17 protein-coding genes are annotated in these 16918 nt (G+C 73.6%); 10 read left to right on the top strand and 7 right to left on the bottom strand.

The window, feature by feature from the left end; genetic code table 11:
• Positions 1–161 precede the first annotated feature (161 nt).
• The 3 genes from ACLBYE_RS24900 to ACLBYE_RS24890 all read left to right on the top strand — a co-directional run bounded on the left by ACLBYE_RS24900 (position 162) and on the right by ACLBYE_RS24890 (position 2500).
• Entirely contained in the window at positions 162–1595 is a 1434-nt protein-coding gene (locus ACLBYE_RS24900) for an amidase (RefSeq protein WP_447696226.1), read from the top strand.
• Positions 1592–1924: a hydroxyisourate hydrolase gene (locus ACLBYE_RS24895; protein ID WP_447696225.1), complete on the top strand. Its 333-nt coding sequence runs from the start codon at positions 1592–1594 to the stop codon at positions 1922–1924. Before ACLBYE_RS24900 ends, ACLBYE_RS24895 begins: the two co-directional genes overlap by 4 nt.
• A 129-nt stretch (positions 1925–2053) precedes the next feature.
• Entirely contained in the window at positions 2054–2500 is a 447-nt protein-coding gene (locus ACLBYE_RS24890; protein WP_447696224.1) for a hypothetical protein, read from the top strand.
• On the opposite strand, the gene ACLBYE_RS24885 is transcribed toward ACLBYE_RS24890, so the two are convergent.
• A complete protein-coding gene (locus ACLBYE_RS24885) occupies positions 2485–2817 on the bottom strand; it encodes a hypothetical protein (RefSeq protein ID WP_447696223.1) in 333 nt (110 codons plus the stop codon). The two genes, ACLBYE_RS24890 and ACLBYE_RS24885, sit on opposite strands and share 16 nt — an antisense overlap.
• Positions 2818–2882: 65 nt before the next feature.
• Here ACLBYE_RS24885 and ACLBYE_RS24880 point away from each other — a divergent pair, with 65 nt between their 5' ends.
• The 3 genes from ACLBYE_RS24880 to ACLBYE_RS24870 all read left to right on the top strand — a co-directional run bounded on the left by ACLBYE_RS24880 (position 2883) and on the right by ACLBYE_RS24870 (position 4536).
• The gene (locus ACLBYE_RS24880) at positions 2883–3224 is read left to right on the top strand and encodes a hypothetical protein (RefSeq protein ID WP_447696222.1); all 342 of its coding nucleotides are present in this window, start codon (positions 2883–2885) and stop codon (positions 3222–3224) included.
• A 185-nt stretch (positions 3225–3409) separates the two neighbouring features.
• Positions 3410–4258, top strand: coding sequence for a methyltransferase domain-containing protein (locus ACLBYE_RS24875; protein ID WP_447696221.1), 849 nt, complete (start codon positions 3410–3412; stop codon positions 4256–4258).
• A 65-nt stretch (positions 4259–4323) separates the two neighbouring features.
• Positions 4324–4536: a hypothetical protein gene (locus ACLBYE_RS24870; protein WP_447696220.1), complete on the top strand. Its 213-nt coding sequence runs from the start codon at positions 4324–4326 to the stop codon at positions 4534–4536.
• Between the two features lie 24 nt (positions 4537–4560).
• On the opposite strand, the gene ACLBYE_RS24865 is transcribed toward ACLBYE_RS24870, so the two are convergent.
• The 5 genes from ACLBYE_RS24865 to ACLBYE_RS24845 all read right to left on the bottom strand — a co-directional run bounded on the left by ACLBYE_RS24865 (position 4561) and on the right by ACLBYE_RS24845 (position 7814).
• Positions 4561–4836 carry a hypothetical protein gene (locus ACLBYE_RS24865; RefSeq protein WP_447696219.1) on the bottom strand — a complete coding sequence of 92 codons (276 nt, stop codon included), beginning with the start codon at positions 4834–4836 and terminating at the stop codon, positions 4561–4563.
• Between the two features lie 73 nt (positions 4837–4909).
• Complete coding sequence (locus tag ACLBYE_RS24860; RefSeq protein ID WP_116656868.1) at positions 4910–5203, bottom strand: hypothetical protein; 294 nt, start codon at positions 5201–5203, stop codon at positions 4910–4912.
• Between the two features lie 246 nt (positions 5204–5449).
• Positions 5450–6187 (bottom strand): sensor histidine kinase, encoded by a 738-nt coding sequence (locus ACLBYE_RS24855; RefSeq protein WP_056526636.1) that lies wholly within the window; start codon positions 6185–6187, stop codon positions 5450–5452.
• 261 nt (positions 6188–6448) lie between these two features.
• Positions 6449–6820 carry a response regulator transcription factor gene (locus ACLBYE_RS24850; protein ID WP_056526640.1) on the bottom strand — a complete coding sequence of 124 codons (372 nt, stop codon included), beginning with the start codon at positions 6818–6820 and terminating at the stop codon, positions 6449–6451.
• A 331-nt stretch (positions 6821–7151) separates the two neighbouring features.
• The gene (locus ACLBYE_RS24845) at positions 7152–7814 is read right to left on the bottom strand and encodes a response regulator transcription factor (protein WP_056526642.1); all 663 of its coding nucleotides are present in this window, start codon (positions 7812–7814) and stop codon (positions 7152–7154) included.
• A 330-nt stretch (positions 7815–8144) separates the two neighbouring features.
• On the opposite strand from ACLBYE_RS24845, the gene ACLBYE_RS24840 reads away from it, so the two are divergent.
• Positions 8145–10667: an MFS transporter gene (locus ACLBYE_RS24840; protein WP_447696218.1), complete on the top strand. Its 2523-nt coding sequence runs from the start codon at positions 8145–8147 to the stop codon at positions 10665–10667.
• A gap of 3 nt (positions 10668–10670) precedes the next feature.
• Here the strand turns inward: ACLBYE_RS24840 and ACLBYE_RS24835 are convergent, their stop codons facing one another.
• Positions 10671–12053 carry a mercuric reductase gene (locus ACLBYE_RS24835; protein ID WP_447696217.1) on the bottom strand — a complete coding sequence of 461 codons (1383 nt, stop codon included), beginning with the start codon at positions 12051–12053 and terminating at the stop codon, positions 10671–10673.
• A 603-nt stretch (positions 12054–12656) separates the two neighbouring features.
• On the opposite strand from ACLBYE_RS24835, the gene ACLBYE_RS24830 reads away from it, so the two are divergent.
• The 3 genes from ACLBYE_RS24830 (at position 12657) to ACLBYE_RS24820 (ending at position 16820) form a co-directional block, all read left to right on the top strand.
• Positions 12657–13103: a (2Fe-2S)-binding protein gene (locus ACLBYE_RS24830; protein ID WP_020094719.1), complete on the top strand. Its 447-nt coding sequence runs from the start codon at positions 12657–12659 to the stop codon at positions 13101–13103.
• An 11-nt stretch (positions 13104–13114) separates the two neighbouring features.
• A complete protein-coding gene (locus tag ACLBYE_RS24825) occupies positions 13115–15415 on the top strand; it encodes a xanthine dehydrogenase family protein molybdopterin-binding subunit (RefSeq protein WP_447696216.1) in 2301 nt (766 codons plus the stop codon).
• Between the two features lie 154 nt (positions 15416–15569).
• Positions 15570–16820 (top strand): sensor histidine kinase, encoded by a 1251-nt coding sequence (locus ACLBYE_RS24820; RefSeq protein ID WP_447696215.1) that lies wholly within the window; start codon positions 15570–15572, stop codon positions 16818–16820.
• Positions 16821–16918: the final 98 nt, after the last annotated feature.

Below are 16918 nucleotides of genomic sequence, written 5' to 3'. Positions count from 1 at the left end.
CTCGTCGACCCGCTGGCGGCCGCCCTGGGTCAGGCGCAGGCCCTGGTGCGGCTCGGGACGCGCCCGCCGCGGGCCGGCCGCTTCGCCCGGCCGCCCGCGAAGCCGGCCACGGGCCTCGCCGGGCCGCTCGCCCGCTGGATCGCCCATCGCGAGGAGGAGTCATGACCCGGATCGACGCGGACGGCCCGCTCTGGACCCTCTCGGCCGCCGCCCTGGGCCGCCGCTACGCCGCTGGGACGGCGAGCCCGGTCGCGGCCGCCCGCGCCTGCCTGGAGCGGGCCGAGGCCGTGAACCCGGTGCTCAACGCCCTCGTCGCCGTCGATCCCGAGGGCGCGGAGCGCGCCGCCGCGGCGAGCGCCGCGCGCTGGCGGGCGGGGCAGCCGCTCGGGCCCCTCGACGGCGTGCCGCTGACCGTCAAGGACAGCCTGAACGTCGCCGGGTTCGCGACCGGCTGGGGCAGCCGGCTCTACGCGGGGGAGGGGGCTGGGCAGGCCGTCGACCGCGACGAGACGCCGGTGGCGCGCCTGCGCGCGGCCGGGGCGGTGATCCTGGGCAAGACCAACGTCCCCGAGCTGACCGTCCAGGGCTACACAGGCAACCCGGTCCACGGCGTCACCCGGAACCCGTGGGATCCGGCGCTGACGCCGGGGGGCTCCAGCGGCGGCGCCGTCGCGGCGGTGGCGTCCGGGATCGGGCCCCTGGCGGTCGGAACCGACGCGGGCGGCTCGATCCGCCGCCCCGCCTCGCATACCGGCCTCGTCGGCCTGAAGCCCACCGCCGGCCGGGTGCCGCGGACCGGCGGGCTGCCGCCGATCATGCTCGACCTCGAGGTGGTCGGGCCGATGGCGCGCACCGTCGACGACCTCGCGGCCGCGATGCGGGTCCTCGGGGCGGCCGACCCGGATTCCGTCGCGCCGCACGGCTTCGGCCCGTTCGGGAGCGCCGCGGTGCCGGAGCGCCCGCTGCGGATCCTCCACGTCCCGGCCTTCGGGACGGCCCCGGTCGATCCGGAGATCGCCGACAGCGTCGCCGAGGCGGCCGGGCGCCTCGCCGGCCTCGGCCACCGGGTCGAGACCGGCCGCTTCGACGCGGCGACGGCCATCACGGAGGCGTGGCCGGTCCTCGGCCAGGCGGGCATCGCGTGGCTGATGCGCGCGCATCCGGGCAGACTCGACGCGCTCGGCCCCGACATCCGCGCCCTGGCGGAGGCCGGGGCGACCCTGTCGGCGGCCGACCTGTTCGCCGTGCAGCGGATGGCGCTGGCGCTGCGCCGGGACCTCGCCGCCCTGTTCGCCGACCACGACCTGCTGATGACCCCCGCGGCCGCGGCTCTGCCATGGCCGGCGGAGGACACCCATCCGCCGCGCATCGCCGGGGTGCCGGTGGGCCCCCGCGGCTCGGCGACCTTCACGGGCTTCGTCAACGCCGCCGGCTGCCCGGGGATCTCGATCCCCTGCCGACCCTCGGGCGCCGGGCTGCCGATCGGGTTCCAGCTCGTGGCGCCCTGGGGCGGCGACGAGACCCTGGTCGCGATGGCGGCCGCCTACGAGGCGGCCCAGCCCTGGCGGATGGTCTGGGAGGACGCGGCCCCGTGACCGGCCTGTCGCTCCACGCCGTCGACGCCGCCACGGGCCGGCCGGCCGAGGGGATGCGCGTGCGCGTCCTGCGCGCCGGGGGAAGGCGGCGGGTGATCGCCGAGGGCCGCCTCGGGGCGGACGGGACCCTCGACCATCCGGTCGTGCGGACGCGGCTCGCCGCCGGCCTCTACGAGGTCGTGTTCGTCATCGGGGACTTCGTCGGGGCCGCGGGGGAGGGGTTCCTGGAGGAGGCCGCGATCCGTTTCCGGCTCGACGACCCCGACCGCCACTGCCACCTGCCGCTGAAGTTCACCGCCTTCGGGGTGGCGCTGTTCCGCGGCTGCTGAGCCGCACGCGCCGCCCTCGGACGCGACCCGCGACGGCGCGGCCCGGCCGCAGCCCTCCCCTGCGAGGTGACCGGAGCCTCCGGAGAGCCTAGACTCGCCCCCGATCGCGGCGCGCGCAGGAGGAAGCCGATGCGGGTTCAGGCGATGACGATCCCGGCGGCGGCCGGGCCCGCGACGCGCGGCGCCCCACGGGCGCGCCTGCTGCTCGCCGCGCTGACGATCCTCGCGCTTCCGCTGGCCTTCGTCGCGGCCGCGCGGGTCCCCGCGGCGCCCGTCGATCCCGACCTCGTGCGGGTGATCCGCTTCATGGCGCTGCTCAAGGGCGGCTTCGCCCTGGCGGCGCTGGCCGGCTGCTTCTGGCGTCTCGGCCGGCCCGCCGGGTGGCGGAGCGCCGTCTACGTGGCCGGACCGCCGCTCATGGCGCTCGGGGCGGCGGGCCTGTGGTCCCTGCGCGATCCCGGGCTGGCGGCGCTCGGCCTGCATCTCGGCCTGTTCGCGGTCCTGGCGGCAGCGCTGACCGACCGCGAGGCCCTGCCCGACCGGCTCCGCGCCACGCGCCGTCAGATCGTCTCGTAGGCGAACAGGACCGCGATCAGCGTCAGGCCGATCAGCCCGATGACGAAGCAGATGTCGGCGCAGCGCTCCAGGGTAACCGAGAGATCGCCGCCGTCGTCCAGGCGGATCGACAGGTAGGACGCGATCGCGCTGACCAGGAACAGGATCGCCGTCAGGGCGGCGGCCTCGTCGACGTGGCTCGGCCCGATCCAGCCCTCGGCGATCTTCACGAGGCCGATCAGCGTGGTGCAGACGCCGACCATCGTGCCGGCATTGGGGAGGATGTGGCGCGACAGGCTATCCTCGCCGGACCCGGTGGCCTTCCGCCTTTCGGCCATGCGCTCCTCGTACAGCTCCGCTCCGGCCGATGGCCCCCTTGATACCGCGCCCGTGGAGGTTCGTCATGAAGCGCCCGCTCACCACCAACTTCTCCGCGCCGCCGCCGGAGCGTGCCCACCCGCCCGAGCCGGCGCCCGTGGCGGCGACTTGGCGCGACGTCGCCCCGCTCGCGGCCGCCCTGATCGCCACCCTGGAGGCGATCGAGGCCGGGCAGAAGGCGGGGCCGGCGATGCGGGCGCACCGCTCCGCCATGCGCCGCCAGGGAGAGGCGGCCGCTGCGCTCGGCGGATCCGCGGCGCTGGAGGCCGTGCTCGACCAAGTCGCGGAGGCCGACGCGGCCCGGGCCGAGCGGCGCCTCGCGCTCGTCCGCGAGGCCTGGGCGGGTCTGCCCGGGGGAGGGGCGTGAGGCGTCCTGCCGGCTCACCGGATCGGGCTGGCGGCAGATCCGGAACGCAGTGCGCCGTCGGGGCAGCGCGCCGACGCGTCACGATCCGAATTCGGGTCGCCGCGTAAAGATTTGATACAGGATCTCAGATAAATTCGGCGCCGGCCACACCGCGTCAGCTCGAGATCGCTCGTCGGGAATTTGTGATGGACGACCAGGACAAGCAATTTATCACGCAGCAGATCCTCGACGTCGGCCGCCAGCTCTATGCCGCCCTCGACAGCAAGATCATGACGGCTCACGCGCAGCAGCTGGCGCAGATGCAAGATGTCCGGCGCCTCGCCGTGGTTCAGCTCGCGCCGAAGAACGATTTCTGCCTCGTGACGGATCATCCGATCGCCTACGAGAGCAACGATCACACGGTTCCGCGCGGAACAAAGGATGACAATACGCGCAATCAGCGGTTCTGCCACGCGGTCGAGAGCCATTTCGGCCGAAAGGTCAGGGCCCTGGACCTCGGCTGCGCGGGGGGCGGCCTCGTCTTCGATTTCCTCATCCGAGGCAACGCGGCCTTCGGGATCGAGGGGAGCGATTACTCCCTTCGCGCGCAGCGCGCCGAGTGGTCCATCATCCCGGACTATCTGAAGACATGCGATATCACCAAGCCCTTCTCTCTGATGGATCAGAGGTCAGGGGCGAAAGCGAAATTTGACGTGATCACGATGTGGGAGGTCCTCGAGCACATCGAGGAATCGCTGCTTCCTCAGCTGCTCGCGAACGTGAAATCCCACTTGGCGGACGGCGGTCTTTTCGTGGGCTCCGCCGCGACATACGACGATGTCGCCAACGGCGTGAGCTACCACCCGACGGTCAAGCCGGAGACGTGGTGGCGCGAGCTTGTCCGGCAGCACGGGCTGGAATTTGTCCCGATGACCATGTTCCATTTCAAGGATTTCTGCCGAGGCTCCGGGAACGAGAACGCGTTCTACGACGCGGATTTCAGCAAGAATCCCGAGCTCGGCTTCCACTTCGTGATCAAGCACCGCCCCGCTTGAGGCGGGGCTTCCGAGCTCGACCGCTCGGGCGCCGCAGGCTTGAGCGGTCCGCCCGCGCGCACCACATGGACGGGAGCGACAGCGCGGGGCCGACCATGTACGACCTCATCCACACCCTCCGCCTCTGGCTCTGGCGCCGCCAAGTGCGGGCCATGGCGCGGGCGTGCCGGGTGTCCGGGACCAGCGACGGCGACTGGATCGCCGCCACCGTCGCGGCCTCCGCGACGAGCTCGGGTCCGGGCGCGCCGGTCTCGTACGTGAGCGGCACCGGCCTGTAGCGGATCCCGCTCGGCCGGGAGCGGTCAGCCTTCCGGAGACGGTTCGGCGGCGGCGGCACCCGGCTCGGGCGCCGGGCCGGTGTCGAGGGTGCCGCTGTGGACCAGGGCGCCGGCCCAGGCGCCCGCGATGATCCGGACCTGTTCGATGGCCTCGGCGCGGGTGAACGGCCTGTCACCGCCTCCCGAACGGCCCTTGTCCCAGTAGACGTAGCCGGTGCGCCGGCCGTCGGCATCCTCGACGCAGGCGGCGTTCTCGAGGACGCAGATCCGGAGCGGGAGTTTGAGGCCGAGTGTGGGCATAGGGCCCATATAGGGCGCCGATCCCGCGGGAAATCGGCGCGCCCGCCGCGTGACGGTCGGTCTCAGGCGAATCTCAGGTCGGTTTCGCCGCGTCGAGCGCCTGCTCCAGGTGCGCCACGACCTCGTCGCCCTTGGGCGGCGGCTCGGCCTCCTCGACCCGTCGGGCGACTTCCATGACGAGGTAGGTCACCGACGGCGGCCAGGCCACGCCGTTGTCCAGGAGCATCCGGGCGGCGCTCACCAGCATCCGGAACTGGTCCGGCGGGATCGTGGTCCCGGCCTCGTGCTGCGCGAGGATGTGATCGGCGATCGCGGCCGCAAGGCCGGCAACTTCGGCCATCTTGTTGGGCGGATCACCAGCCGTCATGTCAGGTCGCGCTCCGTCTGCGAAAGCACGGTGCGGAGCATCCGTCGCCTCTTCGGGGTCTCAGGCCGACACGGTTCCACAAGCAACCCTGGCGAGCAAGCCGTGCGGCCGCGGCACGCCTGCGTGGCCGTGGACGCCGCCGATTTTGGCGGCCTGCGCGCGCGGTCCGGGCGTTTCGCGGCCTCCGGTACCGGGACGGCTGACCTGCTCCGCGGCGGCGGCGCCGTCGGGATCGTCCCGGGAAATCTACGCGGATGCCGGACGGTGGCGGGGCGCGGTCACGCCGAAGACCGAGCCCCGGTCGCGCCGGGATCGCACGGCGACCGGGTGATCGAGCGCCGCGGCGGTCTGCCGGACGATGTGAAGGCCGAGCCCGAGACCGGCCCCGTCCCGGCGTCCGGCGCGGTCGAAGGCGTCGAAGATGCCCGCCAGCCGTTCGGGTGCGATCCCGGGACCGCCGTCGTGCACCTCGATCGCGACGCGCCCCTGCCGGCGGCGGCATCCGACGACGACGCGGCCGCCCGGGCCCGCATACTTCACGGCGTTCCCGACGAGGTTGCGCAGGATGGTCGTCAGCATGGCGACCTCGCTCGTGACCGTCAGCGCCGTGGCGCAGACCCGGACACGCACCCCGACCGCGTCGGCGTAGGGCCCCCACTCGGCCGCCACCGCCTCCAGGAGCGGGGCGACTGCGACGGGACCGAGCCGGGGCGCCACGCTGCCGGCCTGGGAGGAGCGGGCCAGATCGTCGAGCTCGCGGCCAAGCCGCACCAGCGCGTCGCTGGCGAGGCCGAGCCGGGCCGCGGCCCGGGGACCGACGCCGTCCGAGACCGCGCGGTCGATGGCCATGAGGGCCACCTGCAGGGGTTGCTTCAGGTCGTGTCCGGCCACGGCGAGCAGCCGGGCCATGGCGCTGCGGGCGGTCTCCGCGCGCAGCAGGGCCTCGTCGGGCGCCGCGCCCGGGCTCGCCATCGTCAGTCCCATCCCCGCCTCCTCGTCCGGCCCGCCGACGGCGCGCCGCTTCCATGACGCGACCTTGGACCTTGGCCGCCCGCGCCGGAATCATACGGAGGTTTGATGTCCTAACCGGACCGGCCTCGGAGCGGCGTGCCGGCGGGGCGCGTGACGGCCGCGCGCCCGGGCACGCCCAGGCACGTCTCTAGGGTCCGGGCGCGCGCGATGCCGGTCCGGAGGCGGCCGGGGATCCCGTCACGGATCGGCAGGCCCTCTCGGCAGGCCCTGGCGTCAGGCCCCGATCGTCTCTTCCAGGCAGCGGATCAGCTCGTCGGCCACGAGCGGCTTGCGCAGGAGATCGCGGGCGCCGCCGGCGAGGGCCCGGCGCCGGAGTGCGTCGTCGGTCAGCGCGGTCATCATGATGACCGGCAGGGCAGGGCGCTGCTCCCGGACGCGGTCCTGCAACTCGATGCCGCTGATCCCCGGCATGTTCACGTCCGTCAGCAGGCACGAAACGTCGCTGCCGGCCATCGCGGCCAGGAAGGCCTCGCCCGAGTTGAAGGCCCGCGCGTCGTAGCCCAACGCCTCGAGGAAGCTGGACGTCGCGTCCAGAACCGCCTCGTCGTCGTCCACGACCGCGACCGCTTTCTTCCCGACCGGCACGAATCTCCCTCCGGAGCCTCTCGAAGGCGCATCGATCCCACCTCTGTGGGCCGGCGGCGGCTCCGACGAAATTATACGATGGTTTGATGTGCGCGACGGACTCACATCCCGATGAACCGAGTCCTGCCACAGCAACGCAGGATCCGGAGCGCCGCGACGCGACCCGGTAGACATGGATTTCACAAGTTGAGGCAGGACTTCTTCGCCGATCCCCGATCCGATCGCCGCGACGAATCTGTCCAGTGCGGGTGCCAACGCGGCGATGTCCGGCATCGTTCCGCGCCGATCGGCCCGGGACGGGTGTGCGGAAGGGACGGGGCGATGGGCCGGCTCAGACGGCCGCCCGGGCCTTGAGCAGCTCGGTCTTGCGCACGAGGTCGGCCACGGAGCCGGCCGCCATCTTCCGCATGACGTTGCCCCGGTGGATCTTGACCGTGATCTCGCTGATGCCGAGGGCGTGGGCGATCTGCTTGTTGAGCAGCCCCTTGACGACCTGTGCCATCACCTCGGCCTCCCGCGCCGTCAGGGTCGCGGCCAGCGCCTCGAGCTCGGCGACCCCCGCGCTCGACGCCCGCCGGGTCCTGTCCCGCTCGATCGCGACCGCGATGGCGTCGAGCATGTCCTGATCGCGGAACGGCTTGGTCAGGAAATCGAGCGCGCCCGCCTTCATGGCCTGGACGGTCATGGGGATGTCGCCGTGGCCGGTCATGAAGATGATCGGCATACGGTTGCCCATCGCGGCGAGCTTCGCCTGCAGGTCGAGGCCGCTGGATCCCGGCAGCCGCACATCGAGGATCAGGCAGCCCGGGCGGTCCGGCAGCGTCGCCGCGAGGAGGTCGCGCGTCGCGCCGTAGGCGAGGGTGTCGAGCCCGACGGAGTGAAGGAGGTCCTGCAGACCTTCGCGGACGCCCTCGTCGTCCTCGACGATGACCACCAGCGGTGAGGCCGTGTCGGCGCCGGGCTTCGCCGCGCCACCCCGGACGTTGCCTGACATCGTGATCGACGAGTCCCCGCGCGCCTCTGACAGGCTGCCCGCACGGGCAGTGCTTACAGGTTGTATCCGCGCCCGATCAAGCCGACCGTCTGTGGACGGCGCGGGCCGCCGGCACGGGTCGCCGGCACGGACCGCCACGAGTGATCGCTCGCCGGACCGCCCCCGACGCGCCTATCGACTCGCGGCCAAGCTTGTGGCTATGAGCGGTTGCACTGTCCCCGGGACTGGCTCAACCTCCGGCGAGCTCAGCGCCTCCCGGCCCAGGATTCGCGGCCGCCCGCCTCCTCCGGCCGCGCGCCCGTCCGACAGGCTGTGCAGCGAGGCGCGGAGATGAGTGCGGTGGGCGACGCGCGTCCCAGGCAGACGACGGCGCGGGTCCTCCTCGCGAGCCTGATCGGCACGACGGTCGAGTTCTACGACTTCTACATCTACGCCACGGCGGCGAGCCTTATCTTCGGGCCGCTGTTCTTCCCGGCGGCGCTGCAATCGGCGGAGCTGATCAGCGCCTACGCGAGCTTCGGCCTCGCCTTCGTGGCCCGGCCGATCGGCGGCGCGGTCTTCGGGCATTTCGGCGACCGGATCGGGCGCAAGGCGACGCTGGTCGCCTCGCTCCTGCTGATGGGGCTCACGACCTCGGCCATCGGGCTGCTGCCGACCTTCGCGCTGGCCGGCTGGCTCGCCCCCGTCCTGCTCTGCCTCCTCCGGTTCGGGCAGGGTCTGGCGCTCGGCGGCGAGTGGAGCGGGGCCGCCCTGCTGGCGCTGGAGAACGCCCCGCCGGGCTGGCGCGCCCGCTACGCGATGTTCGCGCCGCTCGGGGCGCCCCTCGGCTTCTTCGTGGCCAACGGCCTGTTCCTCGTCCTGACCCTGACCCTCAGCGCGGAGCAGTTCGCGGACTGGGGCTGGCGGGTGCCCTTCCTGCTCAGCGTGCCCCTGGTCTGGCTCGGGCTCTGGGTCCGCACCAATCTCGGCGAGACCGAGGAGTTCGCCGCCGCCGTGAAGGACGCGCAGCCCCCGCGCGTCCCCCTCGTCGCCCTGATGCGCGACCATGCCGGGCAGGTCGTCGCCGGGATGTTCGGCGTCGTCGCGTGCTTCTCCCTGTTCTGGACCGCCACCGCCTTCGCGCTCGGCTACGGCACGACGACGCTCGGCTACTCCCGGGCCTCGTTCCTGACGGTCGAGCTCGGCGCGATCCTGTTCATGGCCGCCGCCATCGTCGTCGCGAGCTGGCTGTCCGACCGGCTCGACCCGGCCCGCGTCCTGATCGTCGGCTGCGCCGGGACCATCGTGTCGGGGATCCTGCTGGCGCCGATGCTCGGCAGCGGCTCCCTCGTGACCATCTTCGCCTTCCTGGCCTTCGCCCTGTGGGTGATGGGCTTCGTCAACGGGCCGCTCGGCGCGTGGCTGCCGAGCCTGTTCCCGCCGCAGGTGCGCTACACGGGGACCTCCGTGGCGTTCAACGTCGGCGGCATCATCGGCGGCGCCTTCTCGCCGATGATCGCCCAGGCGCTGGCCGCGCAGAGCGGCCTGACCGCGGTCGGCTTCTACCTCGCGCTGACCGGCGGGATCAGCCTCATCGCCTTCGACACGAGCGCCCGGCGGCGGGCGCTGGACGCGCTCGCGCGGAGCGAGCGGCGGTACCGCGCGCTGTTCGAGCAGAGCCACGTCGCGCTGTGCGAGGTCGATCTCTCCGAGGCGCAGGCCCACCTCGCCGAGGCGCGGGCCGCCGGCGCCCTCGGGCCCCACCTCCGCGGGCAGGCCGACGCCGCGCTCGTCGCCGAATGCGCCCGGCGGATCGCGCTGGTCGACGTCAACGACGCGACGGTGCGGCTCCTCGGCTGCGGCTCCCGCGAGGCGGTGCTCGGCTCGATGAGCCGCTTCCTGCCGCCGGGCAACGACCTCGTCCTGCCGCTCCTGCAACGGATCGACCGGGCGGGCGGCCGCTTCGAGGCCCAGGGCCGCCTGATCCGCGCCGACGGGCGGGAGGTGACCGCGATCCTCGTCGTGGCGCTGCCGGACGACGAGGCGGCCCTCGACCGGGTCGCCTGCGCGATGATCGACGTGACCGAGCGGGAGCGCGCCAAGGAGGCCCTGCTCGCGGCCCAGGCCGAGCTCGCCCGCGCGGGCCGGGTCTCGACCGTCGGGGCGATCTCCGCCTCCATCGCCCACGAGGTCAACCAGCCGATCGGCGCCATGGTGATGAGCGCCGAGGCCTGCCTGCGCTGGCTGCGGCGCGAGACGCCGGACCTCGAGGCGGCCGCGCGGGCGGCCGAGCGCGCCGTCCGCGACGGCATGCGGGCGAGCCGGATCGTGCAGCGGACGCGCGAGCAGCTCCGCCGCGACCGCAGCCAGCCCGAGATCCTCGACCTGGGCTCCCTCCTGGCGGAGGTCGCGACCCTCCTCGACCGGGAGATCCTGGCGGCCGGGGCGACGGTGCGGACGGTGATCGCCGCGACCGAGGCGCGCGTCCTGGCCGACCGCGTCGAGCTGCAGCAGGTCGTGGTCAATCTCGTGACGAACGGCCTGCACGCCGTGCGCGACCTGCCCGAGCCCCGCCGCGCACTGCGGATCGCGCTGACCGCCCCCGCGCCGGGCCGGCTGCGGATCGCGGTCGTCGACAGCGGCACCGGCATCGATCCGGAGCAGCTGCCCAGGCTGTTCAGCCCGTTCTTCACCACGAAGCGCGACGGGATGGGCATCGGCCTCGCGATCTGCCGGACCATCGTCGAGTCCCATGGCGGCACGCTGACCGGCGGGAACAACGACGGGCCGGGCGCGACCTTCGCGGTCGAGCTGCCGGCGGCCGAGCCGGACGCGGCGGGCGGCGCCGCAGCCGAGCCCGCCGCCGCCGGCTGAGCCTCAGCGGGCGGGGACGGCCGCGAACAGGCTGTTCAGCCCCTCCGCGGTGGTCGGATGGGCGAGGATCGCGTCGCGCAACGCCGTGTAGGGCAGGTTGGCGAGCATGGCGACCTGGACCGCGGCCATGACCTCGCCGGCCTCCGCGCCGAGCATCGTGAAGCCGAGGATGCGGTCGTCCGGACCGATGACGGCCTTCATGAAGCCCTCGGTCTGCCCGGTCGTCCGCGTGCGCAGCACGGCCGCCATCGGCAGCCGCGCCACCCGGACGGCGTGACCGTCGGCCCGCGCCTCCGCCTCGGTCGACCCGACCCGCGCAAGCGGCGGGTCGGTGAACAGGCAGGACGGCATCAGCCGGCCCGCGGTCGAGCGCGGGATCCCCGCCAGCGTGTCGCGGATCACGCGGAAATCGTCCGCGGAGGCGTGGGTGAAGGCCGGGCTGCCCGCGCACTCGCCGATGGCCCAGACGCCCGGCGCGCTCGTCCGGAGGTGATCGTCGACCTCGATGACGCCCCGCTCGGTGAGCGCCACGCCCGCGCGGTCGAGACCGATGCCGTCGGTGTTCGGCGCGCGCCCCGCCGCGACGAGGATGTGGCTCGCGGCGATGACCGCCTCACCGGCACCGCCGCGCACCGTGATCTCCACGGTCTCGCCCGAGCGGCCGCGCACGCGCACCACCTCCGTGCCGGTGCGGATCGCCAGCCCCTCGGCCTCGAGGAACTGCGCGAGGGCGGACGCCACGTCCGGATCCTCGCGACCCGCGATCTGGGGCCCGTGCTCGATCACCGTCACCGCGCTGCCGAACCGGCGGTAGGCCTGGGCCAGTTCGAGGCCCACGTAGCCGCCGCCGAGGACGACGAGGTGGGCGGGCACGGCGTCGAGTTCGAGCGCCTCGATATGGGTCAGCGGCCCGGCCTCGCGCAGGCCCGGGACGTCCGGGATGGTCGCGCGGGTGCCGAGATTCAGGAAGATCTGCTCCGCCGTCAGCGCGCGCGAGCCGCCCGCGTTCAGCGCGACCGTGAGCGCTCTGGGGCCCGTGAAGCGGGCCGTTCCCATGACGAGCTCCGCGCCGCTCTCGCGGTAGCGGTCGAGGTGCATGTCGATGAGGTCGCGAACCATCGCCCGCTTGCGCGCGACCACCCGGCCCATATCCACCGCGACCGGTCCGGTCTCGATGCCGTACCGGTCTGCCTGCCGGGCGCGGTGGGCGATCTCGGCGCTCCAGATCTCGTTCTTGCTCGGCAGGCAGTTGGTGTTGGGGCAGGAGCCCCCGATCCAGCGGCGCTCGATCACCGCGACCCTCTTGCCGGCCTTGGCGAGGTGCCACGCCAGGAACTTGCCGCCCTCGCCGCTGCCGATCACGAGGGCATCGTAGTGGTCGTCCATGGTATTTCCTCCGCGATCCCGAGATCTGCGGAAAACGTAGAGGCCTCACGACCGGACGGATATCATGCGTCGGTATGATAGACCGGTCCCGACCGTCCGGCGCGCAGGTTTCGTGCGCATCGAGTCTCGGATGATCCGACTCGAACCTCGGTATCATTGAGCCGGATCGGCCCATCGCCGCAGCTCGGCCCATCGCTGACGGGCGACCGCCCGTTCCGGTCGGCGCCTCTGCCGGCCGGCCTGCCGCGATCCCGCGCCCTCCGCTTCGAAGGCTCGGATCCCTGAACACGCAGGTTCGCCGCGGCCGCGGCCCGGGAGCGTGACCGGCCGCCCGCGCGCCGCCGCGCGAAGCTTCCAGGGCCGAGACCCGGGGCGATGGACTGTCCTCGGCCGGCCCTGATCCCGGGGACGGGCCGCGGAGGGGCACCGTTTCGGGTGACGACCCCTAACCTTCGTATGATTCCGCGCGGCCGGGGGCGGCGGTACCTCTCGCGACACGGCACACGATCCGGAACGCGCCTTCGGCGGTCCCCGAAGACACGTCGCCCGGCCGGTTCGCACGCCGAGACACGTCGCGGCGTCCCCATTCCAAGAGGTCGAACGATGGTCCAGCTCACGATCAATGCGCGTCGCTACACGGTGGACGCGGAACCGGACACGCCGCTGCTGTTCGTCCTGCGCGACAGCCTCGGGCTGACCGGCACGAAGTACGGCTGCGGCATCGGGCAGTGCGGCGCCTGCACGGTGCTCCTCGACGGCGCGGCGACCCGCTCCTGCCAGATCCCCCTGGAGAGCGTCGGCGACCAAGCCATCACGACGATCGAGGCGATCGAGCAGGATCCGGTCGGTGCCCGGGTCGTGGCCGCCTGGGTCGGCATCGAGGTGCCCCAGTGCGGCTACTGCCAGTCCGGGCAGGTCATGGCCGCCACGAGCCTGCTCAAGCAGACCCCGAAGCCGACCGAGGCCGACATCGCCGGCGCCATGACCAACCTGTGCCGGTGCGGAACCTACAACGCCATCGCCGCCGCCGTGCGGCAGGCCGCGGCCTGAGGAGGCGCACGATGACCGACCGCTCGCCCCCCGCCCGCCCGGATCGCCGCGAACCGGTGCGCAACCTCTCCCGCCGCGGCTTCCTGGGGGCCGCCTCGGGCGCGCTGTTCCTCGGGGTCGGCCTCCGGCTCGCGCCGGCCGCCGCCCAGACCCGCGCCGAGGGCCCGGCGGCCGTCGCGCCGAAACCCGGGACCCGCGTGACGGCCTTCCTGGAGATCCGCCCCGACGACACCGTGCGCCTGCTCAGCCCTTTCGTGGAGGGCGGCCAGGGCATCAACACCGGCCTCGCCCAGACGATCGGCGAGGAGCTCGACCTCGACCCGGTGCGCTTCGCGGTGGAATGCGCCCCGCCCGGCCCCGACTACGCGGTCGTCAACGGCCTGCGGATGACCGGCGGGTCGTTCTCGACACGCTCCAGCTTCGAGGCCATGCGCCGCCTCGGCGCCCCCCCCCCCCCGGGGGGCCCGCGGGGGGGGGGCGGCGGGGCCGCCCCGGCCCCCCCCCCCGGCGGGTCCCCCCGGGGGGCGCCGCCCGCCGAGCTCGCCGTGCCGCAGGCCAGTCTGACCACCGAGAACGGGCGCGTCATCCACGCCGCCTCCGGCCGGAGCCTCGGCTACGGCGCGCTGGCCGCCGCGGCGCTGGCGCTGCAGCCGCGGGACGACGTCGCCCTGAAGGATCCCAAAGATTTCCGCTGGATCGGCAAGCCGGTGGCGCGCCTCGACATGCGCGACAAGTCCACCGGCCGGGCCGTCTACAGCATCGATATCCGGCTCGACGGCATGGTCCACGCCGCGATCCGGCACGCGCCGCATCTCGGCACCGAGCCGGAGGCGATCGCCAACGCCGCGGAGGTCCGGGCGATGCCGGGCGTCCAGGCGGTCGAGCGCCTGCCGGGCGCAGTGGCGGTGGTGGCCGACACGTGGTGGCGGGCCCGCAGGGCCGTCGAGGCCCTGCAGGTGACCTGGACCCGGCCGGCGCCCGACGGCGTCGCCACCGTCTCGGCGGGCTTCTCCTCGGCGGCGATGCTGGCCGCCCTCCGGGACGCGGCGGGCCCCGGCGTCCCGGCCGAGCAGGCCGGCGACCCGGACGCCGCCTTCGCGGGCGCGGCCAAGGTGGTGGAGGCGGCGTACGACGCTCCCTACCTCGCCCACGCGCAGCTCGAGCCGCCCTCGGCGGTGGCGCGCTTCGCCCCCGACGGCAGCCTCGACCTCTGGGTGCCGAACCAGATGCCGGAGCTGTTCCAGCAGGTCGCCGCCAAGACGGCCGTGCTGCAGCCGGATCAGGTCCGGATCCACTCGCCGATGCTCGGCGGCTTCTTCGGGCGCCACTTCCACTACGGGCCGGCGAGCCCGTTCCCGCAGGCGATCCTGCTCGCCAAGGCGACGGGCAAGCCGGTGCGGGTGCTGTGGTCGCGGGAGGAGGAGTTCGGCATGGACGCCGTCCGCCCCCTGAGCTTCGCCCGGTTCAGGGCGGCCCTCGGTCCGGACGGGATGCCGGTGGCGCTGGAGACCACCGCGGTGGGAGAGGGCCCGATCGGGCGCTGGTTCGGCGCGCTGTTCAAGGGGCCGGTGGATTCCTCGGTGGTGGAGGGCCTCGACCGGAAGCCATACGCGATCCCGAACCGGCGGCTCACCTACGTGAAGGTGCCGCACCCGGTGACGATCGCGTTCTGGCGCTCGGTCGGGCACTCGATGAACGATTACTTCTACGAGAGCTTCCTCGACGAGATCGCGCAGGCCGGCGGCAAGGACCCGTTCGCCCTCCGGATGACGCTCCTGAGGGACAGCGCCCGCCACCGCACCCTGCTGCAGGCGGTGGCCGACCTCGCGGGCGGCTGGACGCGCGGGCCGTTCCGGGCACAGGACGGGACGCGGCGGGCGCGGGGCGTGTCGATGGCCTCGCCGTTCGGCTCGGAGACGGCGACGATCGCCGAGGTTTCGCTCGAGAACGGGGAGGCCCGGGTGCACGATCTCTGGATCGCCATCGATCCGGGCCGCGTGGTCAACCCGGCGATCGTGAAGCGCCAGGTCGAGAGCGCGGCGGCGCTCGGCCTCTCGTCGACGCTGCTGGAGCAGGTCGTCTACGAGAACGGGGAGCGGCAGGCCCGGAACTTCGACGCCTACCCGATCCTCGACCGGGAGCGGATGCCGCGGGTGCACGTGGCGATCGTCGAGAGCGGGGCGCCGATGGGCGGCATCGGCGAGCCCGGCCTGCCCGGCGTGCCGCCGGCGGTGGTCAACGCGGTCGCGGCGCTGACCGGCCGACGCCTGCGCAGCCTGCCCCTGGCCAAGGAGACCCTCTCGGGGACCTGACGCCGATCGATGACCCCGGGCGATAACCCGGGGCGACGCCCCCCCGGGGCCCGCCCCCGAAAGTCCCGCGTCCCGACTGGAAGCGTGATTTTCGGATGCCGTATAGCGGGGGCGCGGCGGGCCTGAATCGGGGCCGGCCCCGGGAACCGCCGACATGAGCAACGGTCTGACGCCGACGGCCGACCGGATCGTCGTGGCCAGCGAGGCCGACTGGAACGACGCGTGGTACCTCGTCTGCATGAAGGTCTCGACGATCGGCTTCGTCGTCGTCGATGCCCGCGAGCGGGTCGCCACCCTCGACGCGCTGCGGGCGGCCGGAATCACCGACATCGCCGCCCACCTCGACGCCCATCCGGACGTGGCCGACCGCCTGCGGCACGGGATGGTCATCCTCGACGTCAACGAGGCGGCGGTGCGGATGTTCGGCGCGGGCGGTCGCGCGGACATGATCGGGCAGCGCACGCAGCGCTTCTTCGACCCGCTCTGCACCGCCCAGGTCAATTCCGCCCGGGCCTTCGCGGCGGGCGCGACCTCGTTCCAGCAGCAGGCGCACAGCGTCCGGCTCGACGGATCGCGCTTCGAGACGCTGTTCTGCGTGGTCCCGCGGGCGGACGGCGCCACCTCCGGCCTGTGGCTCGCCTCCTTCGTGGACATCACCGAGCACGTCGCGCGGCAGATGTCGCTGGAGGTGCTGCGCGACGAGCTGGCCCACGTCTCCCGGATCTCGACGCTGGGCGAGCTGTCGGCGTCGATCGCGCACGAGCTCGGGCAGCCCCTGTCGTCGATCGGCATGACCGCCGGGACGATGCTGCGCCTGCTCGATCGCGCGGATCTCGACCGCGACCTGCTCCGGCGGCAATGCCAGCGCATCGTCGATCAGGTCACGCGGGCCGGGGACATCATCGATCGCACGCGCCGCATGGCCGCCAAGCGGGACAGCGTCCGCGCGCCCGTCGCCGTGGCGGAGGTCCTGGCCGAGGCCGCGCGGTTCGTGGCGCACGACCTGAACCGCACCGAGATCAGGCTCACCGTCGCCCCGGCGGACGCGGCCGCGCAGGTCGTCGCGGACCGGATCCAGCTGCAGCAGGTCTTCGTCAACCTGCTGATGAACGCCATCCAGATCCATCGGCAGGCGCGGACCCCCGGGCCCGAGATCGCGGTCGAGACCGTCTGCCGGGACGGGTCGATCACGGTCGACGTCGTCGATAACGGGCCGGGCCTCGATCCCGGCACCGTCGACCGGCTGTTCGACGGCTTCTTCACGACGCGGGCCGAGGGGCTCGGCCTCGGTCTCCGGATCTGCCGGACCATCGTGGCGGCCCATGGCGGCTCGATCGACGCGAGGCCCCGCGACGGGGCGCCGGGCGCCCGCTTCTCGGTGTGCCTGCCGCTCGCCCGGTCCTGACCGGGCGGCCGCGGGAAGCGGGCAGGGAGCGGGCAGGGGCGCCCCGGCCGGGACGCCCCCGCGAGAGCCTCAGGCGGCGACGGCGCGCCGCGGGCGGG

It is taken from the genome of Methylobacterium sp. A52T, assembly GCF_053346095.1.
This window is presented reverse-complemented; position numbering and strand designations above follow the sequence as displayed.